The 15138-nt window shown below is 54.7% G+C and carries 14 protein-coding genes; 7 read left to right on the top strand and 7 right to left on the bottom strand.

From position 1 onward, the window contains the following. Positions 1–12 precede the first annotated feature (12 nt). The 4 genes from pqiA to rmf all read left to right on the top strand — a co-directional run bounded on the left by pqiA (position 13) and on the right by rmf (position 3898). Positions 13–1266, top strand: coding sequence for a membrane integrity-associated transporter subunit PqiA (gene pqiA, locus D5066_RS02455; RefSeq protein WP_119914946.1), 1254 nt, complete (start codon positions 13–15; stop codon positions 1264–1266). Positions 1267–1270: 4 nt separating this feature from the next. Further along, a complete protein-coding gene (gene pqiB / locus D5066_RS02450) occupies positions 1271–2911 on the top strand; it encodes an intermembrane transport protein PqiB (protein ID WP_119914945.1) in 1641 nt (546 codons plus the stop codon). Then, entirely contained in the window at positions 2908–3474 is a 567-nt protein-coding gene (pqiC, locus tag D5066_RS02445; RefSeq protein ID WP_119914944.1) for a membrane integrity-associated transporter subunit PqiC, read from the top strand. Before pqiB ends, pqiC begins: the two co-directional genes overlap by 4 nt. Positions 3475–3730: 256 nt before the next feature. Beyond that, entirely contained in the window at positions 3731–3898 is a 168-nt protein-coding gene (gene rmf / locus D5066_RS02440; protein WP_013097261.1) for a ribosome modulation factor, read from the top strand. Positions 3899–3969: 71 nt separating this feature from the next. Here the strand turns inward: rmf and fabA are convergent, their stop codons facing one another. Continuing rightward, the gene (fabA, locus tag D5066_RS02435; protein ID WP_119914943.1) at positions 3970–4488 is read right to left on the bottom strand and encodes a bifunctional 3-hydroxydecanoyl-ACP dehydratase/trans-2-decenoyl-ACP isomerase; all 519 of its coding nucleotides are present in this window, start codon (positions 4486–4488) and stop codon (positions 3970–3972) included. Between the two features lie 68 nt (positions 4489–4556). Continuing rightward, entirely contained in the window at positions 4557–6317 is a 1761-nt protein-coding gene (locus tag D5066_RS02430) for an AAA family ATPase (RefSeq protein ID WP_119914942.1), read from the bottom strand. A 186-nt stretch (positions 6318–6503) separates the two neighbouring features. Between D5066_RS02430 and matP the strand changes: the two genes are divergently transcribed. After that, positions 6504–6956, top strand: a complete 453-nt coding sequence (gene matP, locus D5066_RS02425) for a macrodomain Ter protein MatP (RefSeq protein ID WP_023332611.1) — start codon at positions 6504–6506, stop codon at positions 6954–6956. 63 nt (positions 6957–7019) lie between these two features. On the opposite strand, the gene ompA is transcribed toward matP, so the two are convergent. Together ompA and sulA are read right to left on the bottom strand one after the other, a co-directional pair. Further along, positions 7020–8075, bottom strand: coding sequence for a porin OmpA (gene ompA / locus D5066_RS02420; RefSeq protein ID WP_119914941.1), 1056 nt, complete (start codon positions 8073–8075; stop codon positions 7020–7022). A 354-nt stretch (positions 8076–8429) separates the two neighbouring features. Beyond that, a complete protein-coding gene (gene sulA / locus D5066_RS02415; RefSeq protein ID WP_080327670.1) occupies positions 8430–8939 on the bottom strand; it encodes an SOS-induced cell division inhibitor SulA in 510 nt (169 codons plus the stop codon). Between the two features lie 217 nt (positions 8940–9156). Here sulA and D5066_RS02410 point away from each other — a divergent pair, with 217 nt between their 5' ends. Beyond that, complete coding sequence (locus D5066_RS02410) at positions 9157–9783, top strand: TfoX/Sxy family DNA transformation protein (protein WP_119914940.1); 627 nt, start codon at positions 9157–9159, stop codon at positions 9781–9783. Here D5066_RS02410 and yccS read toward each other — a convergent pair. Next, the gene (gene yccS / locus D5066_RS02405; protein ID WP_119914939.1) at positions 9740–11902 is read right to left on the bottom strand and encodes a YccS family putative transporter; all 2163 of its coding nucleotides are present in this window, start codon (positions 11900–11902) and stop codon (positions 9740–9742) included. The two genes, D5066_RS02410 and yccS, sit on opposite strands and share 44 nt — an antisense overlap. 19 nt (positions 11903–11921) lie before the next feature. Beyond that, positions 11922–12368 carry a YccF domain-containing protein gene (locus tag D5066_RS02400; RefSeq protein WP_023335159.1) on the bottom strand — a complete coding sequence of 149 codons (447 nt, stop codon included), beginning with the start codon at positions 12366–12368 and terminating at the stop codon, positions 11922–11924. Positions 12369–12491: 123 nt separating this feature from the next. On the opposite strand from D5066_RS02400, the gene helD reads away from it, so the two are divergent. Further along, complete coding sequence (helD, locus tag D5066_RS02395; protein ID WP_119914938.1) at positions 12492–14546, top strand: DNA helicase IV; 2055 nt, start codon at positions 12492–12494, stop codon at positions 14544–14546. A 58-nt stretch (positions 14547–14604) separates the two neighbouring features. Here the strand turns inward: helD and mgsA are convergent, their stop codons facing one another. Next, a complete protein-coding gene (mgsA, locus tag D5066_RS02390; RefSeq protein WP_025755971.1) occupies positions 14605–15063 on the bottom strand; it encodes a methylglyoxal synthase in 459 nt (152 codons plus the stop codon). Positions 15064–15138: the final 75 nt, after the last annotated feature.

Below are 15138 nucleotides of genomic sequence, written 5' to 3'. Positions count from 1 at the left end.
CAGGGATTAAATATGTGTGACCAGCACCATGCCGACAGGCATATATTATGCTCGCAATGCGATATGCTCGTGGCGTTGCCAGAGCTTGGTCACGGACATAAAGCCCTGTGTCCACGTTGCGGCGCGACGTTGACAACCGAGTGGGACGCGCCGCGGCAGCGTCCCACCGCTTACGCACTGGCAGCACTGTTCATGCTGCTGCTCTCCAATCTCTTCCCCTTCATCTATATGAAGGTGGGCGGGATGACAAGCCAGGTGGATCTGCTCGAAATCCCGGGCGTGATGTTCTCGGAAGATTACGCCAGCCTCGGCACCTTTTTTCTGCTGTTCGTCCAGATAGTCCCGGCGTTTTGCCTGGTGGTCATCCTGTTGCTGGTCAACCGCGTCAGGATGCCCGCATCCCTTAAAATCAGGCTCGCGCGTATCCTTTTTCAGCTCAAAAGCTGGGGGATGGCCGAGATCTTTCTGGCGGGGATTCTGGTCAGTTTCGTGAAGCTGATGGCGTACGGCGACGTGGGGATTGGCAGCAGCTTTATTCCCTGGTGTCTGTACTGTGTCCTGCAGCTGCGCGCCTTCCAGTGCGTGGACAGGCGCTGGGCGTGGGACGATATCGCCCCGGCCCCGACGCTTGCGCAGACGGTGAAGGTCGGCGTGCCGGGTATCCGCCAGGGGCTGCGCTCCTGCCCGTGCTGTACCGCCGTGCTGCCCGCCGATCTCGACGTTTGCCCGCGCTGCGAAACGAAAGGTCACGTACGTCGCAAAAATAGCCTGCAGTGGACGATGGCGCTGCTGGTCACGTCCGTCATGCTGTATCTGCCGGCCAATATTCTGCCGATTATGATCACTGATTTACTTGGTGACAAAATGCCCTCGACGATCCTCGCCGGGGTCATTTTGCTGTGGGGGGAGGGGTCGTATCCGGTTGCTGGCGTAATCTTTATCGCCAGTATTATGGTGCCAACCTTAAAAATGATCGCCATTGCCTGGCTCTGCTGGGATGCAAAAGGCCACGGAAAGCGCGACAGCGAACGCATGCACCTGATTTACGAAGTGGTCGAATTTGTCGGTCGTTGGTCAATGATCGACGTGTTTGTGATTGCCGTTCTCTCTGCGCTGGTGCGGATGGGCGGTTTGATGAGTATTTATCCCGCGATGGGGGCTTTAATGTTTGCACTGGTCGTAATTATGACCATGTTTGCGGCCATGACCTTCGACCCTCGTTTATCGTGGGATCGTGAGCCTGAATCAAGCCATGAGGAAGAGTAAGAGCATGGAAAATAAGAGTGGAGAGGCGAAAGTGCAGAAGGTCAAAAACTGGTCACCGGTGTGGATTTTCCCCATCGTGACCGCACTGATCGGTGCATGGATCCTGTTTTATCACTACAGCCATCAGGGACCGGAAGTGACGCTGATCACCACCAACGCTGAGGGGATTGAAGGCGGTAAAACGACCATTAAAAGTCGTAGCGTGGACGTGGGCGTAGTGGAAAGCGCTACCTTAACCGACGATTTAACCCATGTGGAGATTAAGGCGCGCCTTAATGCCGGCATGGAAAAACTGCTGCATGGCGATTCTGTTTTCTGGGTGGTCAAGCCGCAGGTGGGCCGTGAAGGGATCAGCGGATTAGGAACGCTGCTCTCGGGTGCCTACATTGAACTGCAGCCGGGTGCGAAAGGGAACCAGCCGGGACAATATCAGCTTCTGGATTCACCGCCGCTGGCACCGCCTGATGCAAAAGGTATCCGCGTGATCCTCGACAGCAAAAAAGCGGGTCAGCTCACGGCGGGCGATCCGGTGCTGTTCCGCGGCTATCGCGTGGGCTCGGTTGAGAAAAGCACGTTTGATCCGCAGAAAAGAGCGATGAGCTATCAGCTGTTTATTAACGCGCCTAACGATCGTCTGGTCACCAGCAATGTCCGTTTCTGGAAAGACAGCGGTATCGCGGTGGATCTGACCTCGGCAGGCATGCGTGTTGAAATGGGCTCGCTGACGACGCTGTTTGGCGGTGGCGTAAGTTTTGACGTGCCGGAAGGTCTGGAGCTGGGGCAGCCGGTGGCCGAGAAAACCGCCTTCAGGCTGTTTGACGATCAAAAAAGCATTCAGGATGCGCTCTACACCGATCACATCGACTACCTGATGTTCTTTAAGGATTCTGTTCGCGGCCTGCAGCCTGGCGCGCCGGTTGAGTTCCGCGGTATTCGTCTGGGAACGGTGGGACAAGTGCCTTACTTTGTCCCTGGCCTTAAGCAGATGCTTGATGATGATTACCGTATTCCGGTGCTGATCCGCATTGAGCCTGAGCGCTTGATCAACCAGATTGGTGAGAATCAGGATATCGGCGAGCATATCACCGACCTGATGAATCGCGGTCTGCGCGGCTCGCTGAAAACGGGTAACCTGGTGACCGGCGCACTGTATGTCGATATGGACTTCTATCCAAAGGCACCGCCCATTACCGGTATGCGTGAATTTGGTGGCTATAAGATCATCCCAACGGTGAGCAGCGGTCTGGCCCAGATCCAGCAGCGTCTCATGGAAACGCTGGATAAGATTAACAATCTGCCATTGAACCCAATGATTGAAGCCGCGACAGGTTCGCTACACCAAAGTCAGGCGACAATGCAGCGTCTGCAGACCACGCTGGACAACATCAACAAGATCACAGCCAACCAGAGCATGCAGCAGCTGCCGCAGGATATGCAGAAAACGCTGCGCGAACTGAACCGCAGTATGCAGGGCTTCCAGCCAGGCTCGGCGGCGTACAATAAGATGGTGGCAGATATGCAGCGTCTTGATCAGGTCTTGCGCGAACTGCAGCCGGTTCTGAAAACACTCAACGAGAAGAGCAACGCGCTGGTGTTCGAAGCGAAAGATAAAAAGGATCCTGAGCCGAAGAGGGCGAAACAATGAAAAAATGGCTAGCGATTGCAGGAGCGATGGTACTCACGGCCTGTAGCTCCGGGAGCGATACGAAAAGCTACTACCAGCTACCGCTGGTGACGCAGGCGGTTACGCAAACCAGCGCCTCGCAGGGCAACCGTCTGCTGTGGGTTGAGCAGGTCGCCGTACCAGATTACCTGGCAGGCAATGGGGTGGTCTATCAGACCAGCGATGTCCAGTACGTTATCGCCAACAATAACCTGTGGGCCAGCCCGCTGGATCAGCAGTTACGCAATACGCTGGTGGCGAATCTCAGCAGCCAGCTTCCGGGCTGGGTTGTCGCCTCCCAGCCTCTGGGAAGCGATCAGGACACGCTGAACGTCACGGTGACGGGCTTCCACGGTCGTTATGACGGTGCCGTTGTCATCAGCGGAGAGTGGCTGTTGAATCATCAGGGGCAGCTGATTAAGCGTCCTTTCCATCTGGAGCTGAAGCAGCAGAAAGATGGCTATGATGACATGGTGAAAGTGCTTGCCCAAGGTTGGGCGCAGGAGTCAGCCAGCATCGCCAGGGAAATTTCCCGGCTGCCATAAGTAAAATTCATCGTCAAAAACCGCAATCGGCCCGTTGCTGATTGCGGTTTTTTTTTCGTTTTGGCGTCAGGTTGTTACTTGTGCCGCATCACAATTTTTGTACAAATGATCTTCCAGCTAGCTCACAAATATGACATCCGTATGAATTTTGAACGTTGACGCTGGGGCTAATTCGGGGTATTCGTTATCTGTGCCTGCGCATCTGGTGCAGACACTGTTTTCTTTCCACCAGACAAAAGAATGAGGGAAACGAGGCATGAAGAGACAGAAACGAGATCGCCTGGAACGGGCTCATCAACGTGGTTATCAGGCCGGCATCGCTGGACGTTCTAAAGAAATGTGTCCTTATCAGACGATAAATCAAAGGTCACAATGGCTTGGAGGCTGGCGAGAAGCCATCGGCGACAGGGCACTCATAGCCTGATAACGTCTCTTTAAAAAAAGAAACCTCCGCACTGCGGAGGTTTCGCCTTTCCGGGGTCGCTTAAAGCGATATCAGAACGCGGAAGTGTCCTGGAACAGACCCACTTTCAGGTCGTTAGCGGTATAGATCAGACGACCATCTACCAGCACTTCACCATCCGCCAGGCCCATAATCAGACGGCGGTTAACAATGCGCTTGAAGTGAATACGGTAAGTCACTTTCTGCGCGGTAGGCAGAACCTGACCGGTGAATTTCACTTCGCCGACGCCCAGCGCACGGCCTTTACCTTCACCGCCCAGCCAGCCGAGGTAGAAGCCAACCAGCTGCCACATCGCATCCAGGCCCAGGCAGCCAGGCATTACCGGATCGCCAATAAAGTGGCAACCGAAGAACCACAGGTCCGGGTTGATATCGAGTTCTGCTTCTACGTAACCCTTATCAAAGTTGCCGCCGGTTTCGGTCATTTTCACGACACGGTCCATCATCAGCATATTGGGGGCCGGTAACTGCGGGCCTTTCGCGCCAAACAGTTCTCCGCGACCAGAGGCAAGAAGATCTTCTTTTGTATAGGATTCGCGTTTATCTACCATGTTCTCAGTAAGCCTTATTTTAGTGAAGGACGCAGGATAGCTAACACGTGTACGCTGAACAAGTCCGATCAGTTCGAACTGAACCAACCCAGCCAGCGTAACGGCCATGGATAACGATGGCGAGCATCCTGCTGTGTCGCCTGGGCAATACGCTCCTGAATAGTCTGCATCAGGGTTGTCTGACCTTCGCCGTCCCAGACCAGGTTTGTCAGTAAGGGTAGCGCATCCTCGATCCCTTCGATGGCCCAGATGGTGAATTGTTCCTGTTCAACTGCATCCAGAATATCCTGGCTCAGGCTTAAATGGCGTACGTTGGGAGCCGGAATGATCACACCCTGTTTGCCGTTTAAACCGCGCTGCTGACAGATAGAGAAGAAACCTTCAATTTTCTCGTTGATACCGCCAACGGGCTGAGCGCGACCAAATTGATCGACTGAGCCGGTAATGGCGATGTTCTGGTTGATTGGCACGTCCGCCAGGGCGCTGATTAAGGCGCACAGCTCAGCCATAGAGGCGCTATCACCATCGACTTCGCTGTAGGACTGCTCAAACGTCAGCGAGGCGGAGAAGGGGATTTGCTGCTCAAGCTGCAGCTCGGACATCAAAAACGCCTGCATGATCATCATGCCTTTGGCGTGAATGTTGCCCCCCAGCTCGGCTTTGCGTTCAATATCGGTAAATTCGCCATCGCCAACATGCACAACGCAGCTGATACGGGACGGTTCACCGAACGCGCGCGGATGGCCTGGAAACTCGATCACCGAGAGGGCGTTAATCTGCCCGATGCGTTCGCCTTCGGTCTCGACCAGAATTTGTTCCAGCAGAATTTCATCCTGCATGCGGTCAGCAAGATAGCCTTCGCGCCACTCTCGCTGCGCCAGCATCTGCGTAAGCTGTTCACCAGAGAACGTGCCGTGGCCGCTGATAACGCCCACCTCACGCAGCTGCTTGCCAATCCAGAGCGGGCAGAGCGGCAAGGTTTCCTGGTCACCGGTGTAGCGAACCGCTTCACGAAGTAAACCCGGCCACGCGTCGGCGGCTGGCACAGGCAAGGCAAAACGCTCAGCGACGGTCATCACCCACTGGCACCACTGCGCCATGTCGTCCGCATCGGCAATCTGGATGTTGTCTTCGTATTCGCTGTAGACCGCCTGCTCAGCCAGTTCCGGCTCCATTTCCTGGAAGTCCGCCAGCGATTCGCGGTCACCTGTCAGAACGACAGTTAGCGACATCGGCATTGACGGAACGGAGACAGGGAGAGGACGAGACTCATCGTAACCGACCCAGTCAAAGCGCTGCTGGTTCACGATCGTTTTCAGGCGCATCCACAACAGCGGCTGCGCGAGCAGAGTACGCAGAGAGATGATAAGTACGCCGCCATTTGCGCGATGTACCAGACCCGGTTGTAGGGTAAGTTCACCGTTAAACTGGCGCAGACAGCCAAAGAGTTGTTCAGCCTCGACCCAGTTAGCGGTAATCACCTCACCTGTGGCAGCAAAACGACCGTCGGCCTGTTCCGCTGGTTCAAAGGTGACATTATGTCCCGCGATACGATACTGGCCGCCAAAGACCGCGTTCGCCTCCGGCCGCAGCTGGCGCATGGCATCCCCGAACAGCGACAGGTATTCCGCTTCTTCCGGGGCTTTCAGCAGCATGAAAGGCGAGGTCGCCCATGGGCTTAACGTCTGCTCCAGCGCATAATGCAAACGTGGTTGCGTATCGCTAAGGATGAATTCGTGTTCTTTTGCGAGATCTGGCTGTGCAAACAGTTCCTGATAGCTCTCGGCATCCGGAACAAGGTCACGCCATGCTAGTTTCGTAATCGTCAAAGTTGATGTTTTTTAGTCAGATGTAAAAGCGTGGAGTATACCGTAAGCGGGGGGCTCTACCCAAGCAGGATTGGGAATTTCAACAGGCCGACAGGCGGTATTCGCTCACAGGATATGATTTCTTTTCAGCAGATTGCTAAAAAACTGATATTCTGAACAGAGTTACGTGGTAACACTGAGATCGCAATGAAATATCAACAACTGGAAAATCTCGAAAGCGGCTGGAAATGGAAGTACCTGGTCAAAAAGCACCGTGAAGGGGAGCTGATCACCTGCTATATCGAAGCCAGCGCTGCGCAAGAAGCCGTGGATATTTTGCTGACCCTCGAAAATGAACCGGTACAGGTAAACGGCTGGATTGAGAAACACATTAATCCTGCGTTGCTAAATCGGATGAAGCAAACTATCCGCGCGCGACGTAAGCGGCATTTCAATGCTGAGCATCAGCATACCCGGAAAAAGTCCATCGACCTGGAGTTCGTGGTCTGGCAGCGTCTGGCCGGGCTGGCGCAACGGCGCGGCAAAACCCTGTCGGAAACCATCGTGCAGCTGATTGAGGATGCTGAGCATAAAGAGAAGTATGCTAATCAGATGTCGTCGCTGAAAAACGACCTTCAGGCGTTGCTGGGCAAAAAGTAAATTTTAGTTTTCTTCAGACAATAAAAAACCCCGCATGGCGGGGTTTTTTTATAAGACGATAACTTATGCCGCTGGCTGAGTTACAACGTCTTTAACGCCTTTAACTTCGATCTCTACGCGACGATCTGGAGCCAGGCAGTCGATCAGTGCAGCGCGAGCTTTCACGTTGTCACAGGTGTTGCCAGTAACTGGGTTAGATTCGCCCATACCACGTGGGGAGATCTTGTTAGCTGGGATACCTTTAGAGATCAGGTAATCAACAACAGACTGAGCACGTTTCTCAGACAGTTTCTGGTTGTAAGCGTCAGAACCGATACGGTCGGTGAAGCCCAGAACCACTACAGAACCGTCTTTAGGATCCAGGTTGCTCAGCTGGGTGTACAGCTGATCCAGTGCCTGCTGACCTTCTGGTTTCAGGGTCGCTTTGTTGAAGTTGAACAGAACGTCAGACTTCAGAGTGAAGTGCTTGGTCTGTACTTCTGGAGCTGGAGCCGGCGCTGGAGCAACAACTGGTGCTGCATCTTCCTGCTGGCCGAAACGGTAGGAAACACCTACGCTCAGCATGCCGTTGTCTGGACGAACGCCAACGGTAGCACCGTCACCGATGTTGTTAACCCACTGGTATTCCAGACGGGTAGCGATGTCACGGGTCATAGCCCACTCAACGCCACCAGCGAATACTGGGGAAACGCCAGTGTCATGGTCGTCGCCAGCGATGCTGTTGCTGGAGTCTGCACGCCATACCATGCCGCCCAGACGGGTGTACACGTCCAGATCGTCAGTTACTGGGTAACCCAGTTTAGCGGTCAGCTGAACGCCCTGAGCTTTGAAAGCGCCATTGATGGTGTCGCCTTTGTATGGCATACGACCTAACCAGTCGTAACCCATTTCAAAGCCAACATACGGGTTAACCTGATAGCCACCGAACGCACCTGCACCAAGCTGGCTCTCGTGAGTAGGGCCATCGTTGTTCAGGCTGCTGTTGTACCAGCCAGTGTCGTGGAACTGAGACCAGCCCAGTTTACCACCTGCATACCAGGTATTATCTTTCGGAGCGGCCTGCGCTACGGTAGCGAAGCCAGCCAGTGCCACTGCAATCGCGATAGCTGTCTTTTTCATTTTTTGCGCCTCGTTATCATCCAAAATTCGCCATGAAAGTCTCAAGAGAGAATCACGGTTAAATCCTTCACCGGGGGGCGTGGTCAAATATAAATCTACCGATATCTTCGGCTTAGGCCGAGCACCCCTGGCGATGTAAAGTCTACAACGTAGCTGAAAACTTACAAGTGTGAAGTCTGTCAGGCATATGAAAAAAAAAGTTCCGTATACCTATTATTTAACATTTTTAGAACGAATTTTGTGCAATAAAATTAAGGAGAACCGCACCAGACAAGCCTTGCCGCAATTTTGAGGCCGGGAACTAAAACCGCATCTTGCGGTCAAAAAAAATTCTAGGAAAAATCTTAATTTTACTCAGTGATACAAATTTGAGTGAATTTTTAGCCCAGAAAGTTGTCCTCTGCGATAAGAATCTGGACGAACCGGGCGCATGATAAACCCGATCGCATTCCCTTCTTCAGCCGCTTCGGTCAGACGAAAATGTTCCTCTTCCGTCAATTCTTCCGGTAACCACCCGATCACCACGCTGTAATTTCCGGTACGTAACGCCCGGACCATCGACTCAACGGTGTCACAGGGGGAGAGTTGGTTGATCTGCATAACCTTTGCCAGCGGCAGGCCCGCAGACTGAACCCATTGACGGCTCAGTTTCTGCTGTGGCGTCAGCCAGAGCTGCCAGCGCGATTGCTGGCCAAGCTGCTGTAACAACGGCAGCAGAAGGAGTTGGGTCAACAGGGGCTGGTCTTCACGATAAACCACTTCACTAATAAGCCCCGTCGAAACACCCCCAACGGCGTTTTGCGCGACATTGCCCGCGGTTGAGGTGAGAGAAGTTGAGCGATTTGCATAGCCTGAAGTGTACATATTCATTCCAGCCCTGTAGTTACTGTATGGATATACAGTAACCCCTGTATGCATAAAGATCAACCTCATTTTCGGAAAGCGACTCGCAAAATTCATTCAATGTTGATGCCCCGCGAAAAATCATCTTGCTCAACGGCGCTAAGTTGCCTATTTTCCTGCTAACGGATCCGCTAGTAAGAAATTTCGTTGTTACTTTATGATTTTGAAGGGAAATATCATGAAAAAGATATCTTATGAACGGATTTATAAATCCCAGGAATACCTCTCGCCGTTGGGTGAAATTCACCATCGCGCGCTGTTCGGCGGCTATACCCTGGCAGTGGATGATGCGGTTTTTGCCATGGTGTCAGACGGTGAGCTCTACCTTCGCGCCTGTGAAGAAAGCGCGAAATACTGTGTCAAAAATGCTGCCTCTTTTTTGACGCTAATGAAGCGGGGCCGTCCGGTGCTTCTCAACTACTATCGCGTGGATGATGGGCTGTGGCAGGACAGGGAGCGTCTGCTTAAGCTCTCCTCATTTGCGCTCAATGCGGCAAGGAAAGAGCGTTATCAGCGGCATCAGCGAAACCGCCTTAAAGATCTGCCAAACCTGACTTTTCAGCTGGAAGTGTTGCTCTTCGAAGCAGGTATTACTAATGAAGAGACGCTGCGGGCGCTAGGGGCCAGGGAGAGCTGGCTGAAGATGCGGGCAAAAAATAATGCGCTCAGTATTAAAGTGCTCTTCGCGCTGGAAGGGGCCATTGAGGGGCTGCATGAGGCGGCACTCCCGGCAGGTATTCGCCGGGAGTTGACGGAGTGGTTTAATGCGCTGCCTGAGCCCCAGGAGAATCACTCCTCCAGGTAGCGATTTGCTGCTGCAGTCGGCAAATTTCTGGCAGCAGAGCGATAAGCAGGCCAATCTGCTGTAGAACCAGCGGCGCTTTGCTGTCGTTTCCGGGCTCAAGATGCGCAATACGTTGAGTCAGCTCATCCAGTGACTGTCTAACGCGAGGCTCATCGGCGGGCCGGTGATGCAGTGCATCATCGACATAACAGACCGCGTCATCCAGCAGGTTGAGGATGCCCGGGTTGGTCAATTTCTCACGGTGGGCACCCAGCGTGGAAATATAGCTGGTGAAGGTATGGTTCAGGCAGAGTAGTCGGAAAGCCGTCTCACGAATCTCTGCCGTGGCGCGAGGCTCCGTTGACATGTTAGAGACCACCGAAGCCAGTTCCGCATCGCTGTTGTGCGCATCGCGGCGCGCTATCCGATAAGCCAGACGGTTATCGCGGCCCTGATGATACTGCTCAAGGATGGCATCCAGATATCGGCAGTTGGCGTTCATGGCCCTGTCTAATACCCGCGGCAGGTTACGGAAACGCCAGTCCGGCCAGATAAAGCTGACCGCAGCCCAGGCGATAGCACAGCCTATCAGCGTATCAAGCACGCGAGGCAGGGCGACTTCAAACCCTTCACCCAGCAGGTTAAAGCAGAGCAGAACCAGCAGCGTGATGAACATCGTGGCATGGGCGTACTGCACGTTGCGAAACGCGAAGAACAACACGCCGGTGATCACGATCAGGATCAGCTGACCCTCAACGGAGAGCACGAAATAGAGCACCGGCAGGCCGATCGCGACGCCAACCAGCGTACCGATAATACGCAGCGCAAGGCGGTGTCGGGTGGCGTTGTAGTTCGGCTGACAGACAAACAGGCTGGTCAGCAGGATCCAGTAGCCATGATGCAAACCGGTTATCTGGATAAAAGCATACCCCACGCATAACACCAGGGACATGCGCACCGCATGGCGAAACAGCGCCGACTCCGGCGTGAAGTTGCGGCTCAGCCGGAGCCACATATCGCTCATGCTGTGCACGCTGTCGTCTGCAAGCTGGTTATCCACCTCGCTGCCCGGCAGCGCCATTGCCTGCTCGGATTCAATCGTCGCCAGCTGAGCGTCTATCGCCCGCAGGTTATTGAGCAGAAAACCCAGCGCCTTAATGTGTTCCGGCGACGTTCCGCTGGCCTGAACGCGGTCAAGCGCTGCATCAAGATGGCTGAATACGCGTTCAAAGCGCGGATCGTGCTGATAGGGCGTGCGCAGCAGAATGGATCGCGCCAGCTGCTGGCACGCCTGGGACTGCATGGACAGCAGGCGCTGGAAGCGGAACATCACGTCGCTGTAGCGAAACTTCTCGCGTAGGGCGGTGTACTGAACGTGCGAGGAGCTAGCGCGCTCATGAATGTCCTGTGCGGCAAAGTAGTAGTGTAAGGTTCTTCGCGTGCCGCGCTGGCCGCGATCGCCGCGCAGACGGGTAAGCAGCGAGGCTTTCGTCTGGTTAAGGGTCGCGACAAGCTGGCCGTTTGCCAGCGCCAGATCGTAAAGCGGCGCCTGGCTTTCTTCCTCGATATCCGGGTCGAACAGCCGGGACTTCAGTTCCAGATAATGGGCTAACTGCTCATAGCTGCGGGCAAGGTTATCCTGCAGAGGACGAACCGGGAAGATCAGATGCCCGGTTAACGTCAGCAGGTTATACCAGATGGCGCCCATCAGCAGCAGCACAGGCTGCTGGTACCACTGGTCGTACAGGGAAACGCCCAGCATGGTGTAGATGGCGATCAGCAGGGCCCCAAAGGCGATAGTGGCATAGCGCTGTCCCAGGCCTCCCAGCAAAATAAACCCGCTGGTGGAGAGCGTCAGGCCCAGTGCAAACAGCCAGGGCCAGGGGAAGAGCAGCTCAACGGACGCGGAAGCGATAAAAAAACAGACCAGCGTAATGACCAGATTACGTAAACGTCCGGCCAGGCGATCGTCCAGATCCGCAAGGGCACCGGCAACCACTCCCAGCGTGAGCGGAATGGTCAGCTTGACATCATTCAGCCACCACGGCAGGGCAACCGTGCCGCAAAGCGCGATAAAAATCCTGACGTTGTAGAGCCAGGTGCTGTTCCAGGTATAACGGCGAAGCAGTGGGCTTAGCATAAACGCGGCCAGTCCTTATTTACTGAAAACGACGACGCGCATTCGCTTCACGCGCCGCCTGGGCCACTTCGACCGGAACAACCCTGCGCCCGACGGGCCAGAGGGCAATAGCGGCGATCTTAAAGTTCGCGATCCCCACCGGAATACCAATAATCGTGATGCACTGCGCAATACCGGCAAAAATATGCATGATGCACAGCCACCAGCCGAAGAAAATCAGCCACAGAATGTTCAGCAGGGTTCCACCCGTGTTCATCAGGGCATTCTTACTCTCCGGGTTCAGCTCATCAACGTGGATAGCTTCGTTACCGTAAGGGATGAACGAGAGTTTCGTGATCTCCCAGCAGGAGCGGGTCAGGGGGAGTGTGAAAATCAGGACGATGCTCACCAGCGTGGCAAAAAGCCAGGAGAGGGTGGTGGCAAAACCGCCCAACACAAAATTCAACACATTCAGAACGGTACGCATAAACCCTCACTTCCTTTCGATAAAATTAACGCCCAATGATTGTAACGTTTTTTTAGGCTGGAGCACCTTAAAACTGGCAGTTAAACTGTCAGGTAAATTATCTCTTCGTGGATTTGGCGGGACATGGAACTGAAAGCAACTTCTTTAGGCAAACGCCTGGCGCAACACCCCTATGACAGAGTTGTTCTGCTCAATGCCGGGGTGAAAGTCTCCGGAGAACGCCACGAATACCTTATTCCGTTTAATCAGCTTCTGGCTATTCACTGCAAGCGCGGGCTGGTGTGGGGCGAGCTGGAGTTCGTTCTGCCTGACGACAAAGTCGTGCGCCTTCACGGCACCGAATGGGCGGAAACCCAGCGTTTTCATCACCACCTGAACGCGCTCTGGCAGCAGTGGAGCCATGACATGAGCGTGATTGCCGCTCAGGTACTGCAGCAGGTGCTGGACGATATCGCGCAAAGCAACGCACAGCAGACGTGGCTGACGCGCCAGCAGACCGCCGGGTTGCAGCAAAAGATCAGGCAGGCGCTTTCGGCGCTGCCGCTATCCGTTACGCGCCTCGATGAGTTCGACAATTGTCGCGATGCCTGGCGTCAGTGCCAGGCCTGGCTGAACGATATGGATAAAAGCCGCCTTGCCCATAATCAGGCCTGGACGGACGCCATGCTCACCCAATACGCCGACTTTTTCAGTACCGTGGAATCTTCACCGCTTAACCCTGCTCAGGCGCGCGCGGTGGTTAACGGCGAGCAGTCGCTGCTGGTGCTTGCCGGGGCCGGGAGCGGTAAAACGTCGGTGCTGGTGGCGCGCGCGGGCTGGCTGCTGACGACCGGTGAGGCGGTTGCCGATCAAATTCTGCTTCTGGCTTTTGGCCGTAAGGCTGCCCAGGAGATGGATGAACGCATCCAGGAACGCCTGCATACCCGGGACATTACCGCCAGAACCTTCCATGCTCTTGCGCTGCATATTATTCAGCAGGGCAGTAAAAAAGTGCCTGCCATCAGTAAACTGGAAAACGATGCGCAGGCGCGTCAGGCGCTGTTTATCAAGACGTGGCGCCAGCAATGCAGTGAGAAAAAAGCGCAGGCGAAAGGGTGGCGTCAGTGGCTGGAGGAAGAGCTCAACTGGGACGTGCCGGAGGGCAGCTTCTGGCAGGATGACAAACTGGCGCGTCGGCTGGGCTCGCGCCTTGACCGCTGGGTCAGCCTGATGCGAATGCACGGTGGCTCACAGGCAGAGATGATTGAAAGCGCGCCGGAGGACGTCCGCGATCTGTTTTCGAAACGGGTCAAGCTGATGGCTCCGCTGCTGAAAGCCTGGAAAACCACGCTGAAAGAGGAAAATGCCGTTGATTTCTCAGGCCTTATTCATCAGGCCATCATTATTCTTGAGAAAGGGCGTTTTGTCAGCCCGTGGAAGCATATTCTGGTGGATGAGTTTCAGGATATCTCACCCCAGCGGGCGGCACTGCTCTCGGCGCTGCGGGCGCAGAACAAACATACCTCGCTGTTTGCCGTCGGGGACGACTGGCAGGCTATCTACCGCTTCAGCGGCGCTCAGCTCTCCCTGACCACCGCCTTCCACCACTATTTTGGCGAAGGCGATCGCAGCGATCTGGACACCACCTACCGCTTCAATTCACGTATTGGTGAAATCGCCAACCGTTTTATCCAGCAGAACCCGCATCAACTGGCCAAGCCGCTCAATAGCCTGCGCGCAGGAGATAAAAAAGCCGTCACCCTGCTGGCGGATGACCAGCTGGAACCGTTGCTGGACAAGCTCAGCGGCTATGCAAAGCCCGATGAACGTATTCTGGTGCTGGCGCGCTACCATCACCTTAAACCCGCGGCGCTGGAAAAAGCCGCCACCCGCTGGCCGAAACTGCAGCTTGAATTTATGACCATTCACGCCAGCAAAGGGCAGCAGGCCGATTATGTGATTGTGGTGGGGCTGAAAGAGGGCAGCGACGGTTTCCCGGCTCCGGCCCGAGAGTCGGTGATGGAGCAGGCTCTGTTGCCGGTGCCGGAAGACTTCCCGGATGCCGAAGAGCGCCGTTTGCTGTACGTGGCCATCACCCGCGCGCGGCATCGCGTGTGGCTGCTGTTCAATAAAGAGGAGCCATCCGTGTTTGTCGATATTCTGAAGAGTATTGATGTGCCGGTGGCGCGTAAGCCATAACGATGTCAGGCAAGATTTTGCAGGCCGGGTAAGGCGTAGCCGCCACCCGGCAAAAAAGTTACTTCAATCTTTCGGAAAGATAGCGCTGATAGTCCGGAATAAGGATCTCAACCGGCGAGTTAAACTGCGGTGATTCAATGATGAAATCCGCCGTCGACAGGTTCGTCGCCACCGGAATATTCCACACTGTCGCCAGACGCAGCAGCGCTTTGACATCCGGGTCATGCGGAACCGCGTTCAGCGGATCCCAGAAGAAGATCAGCACATCAATCTTTCCTTCGGAAATCTGCGCGCCGACCTGCTGATCGCCGCCCATTGGGCCGCTCAGCATCGCATTCACCTCCAGACCCGTTTCGCGCTGGATCAGGTTGCCGGTGGTGCCGGTCGCCGACAGGGCGTGCTTTTCCAGCAACGACTGATGGCGGCGAACCCAGTTAAGCAGCATTTGTTTACAGTGATCGTGCGCCACCAGCGCAATGTGTTTACGTTCAGGCAGCGTGCGTGTTGTCAGTTCCATAATCATATCCATCAGGTTAACTGACTACACGATGACGGGAACCGCCAGACGCTGCAAGAGTAAGGCGTAAAAAAT

Origin of the sequence: Enterobacter chuandaensis, from assembly GCF_003594915.1 — a bacterium.
In the GTDB taxonomy this organism is placed as follows: Bacteria; Pseudomonadota; Gammaproteobacteria; order Enterobacterales; family Enterobacteriaceae; genus Enterobacter; species Enterobacter chuandaensis.
This window is presented reverse-complemented; position numbering and strand designations above follow the sequence as displayed.

Coding starts and splice junctions, on each gene's coding strand:
- pqiA (WP_119914946.1), top strand. CDS start 13: ATGTGTGACCAGCACCATGCCGACAGGCATATATTATGCTCGCAATGC.
- helD (WP_119914938.1), top strand. CDS start 12,492: ATGGAACTGAAAGCAACTTCTTTAGGCAAACGCCTGGCGCAACACCCC.
- matP (WP_023332611.1), top strand. CDS start 6,504: ATGAAATATCAACAACTGGAAAATCTCGAAAGCGGCTGGAAATGGAAG.
- D5066_RS02410 (WP_119914940.1), top strand. CDS start 9,157: ATGAAAAAGATATCTTATGAACGGATTTATAAATCCCAGGAATACCTC.
- yccS (WP_119914939.1), bottom strand. CDS start 11,902: ATGCTAAGCCCACTGCTTCGCCGTTATACCTGGAACAGCACCTGGCTC.
- D5066_RS02400 (WP_023335159.1), bottom strand. CDS start 12,368: ATGCGTACCGTTCTGAATGTGTTGAATTTTGTGTTGGGCGGTTTTGCC.
- pqiC (WP_119914944.1), top strand. CDS start 2,908: ATGAAAAAATGGCTAGCGATTGCAGGAGCGATGGTACTCACGGCCTGT.
- rmf (WP_013097261.1), top strand. CDS start 3,731: ATGAAGAGACAGAAACGAGATCGCCTGGAACGGGCTCATCAACGTGGT.
- fabA (WP_119914943.1), bottom strand. CDS start 4,488: ATGGTAGATAAACGCGAATCCTATACAAAAGAAGATCTTCTTGCCTCT.
- sulA (WP_080327670.1), bottom strand. CDS start 8,939: ATGTACACTTCAGGCTATGCAAATCGCTCAACTTCTCTCACCTCAACC.
- ompA (WP_119914941.1), bottom strand. CDS start 8,075: ATGAAAAAGACAGCTATCGCGATTGCAGTGGCACTGGCTGGCTTCGCT.
- mgsA (WP_025755971.1), bottom strand. CDS start 15,063: ATGGAACTGACAACACGCACGCTGCCTGAACGTAAACACATTGCGCTG.
- pqiB (WP_119914945.1), top strand. CDS start 1,271: ATGGAAAATAAGAGTGGAGAGGCGAAAGTGCAGAAGGTCAAAAACTGG.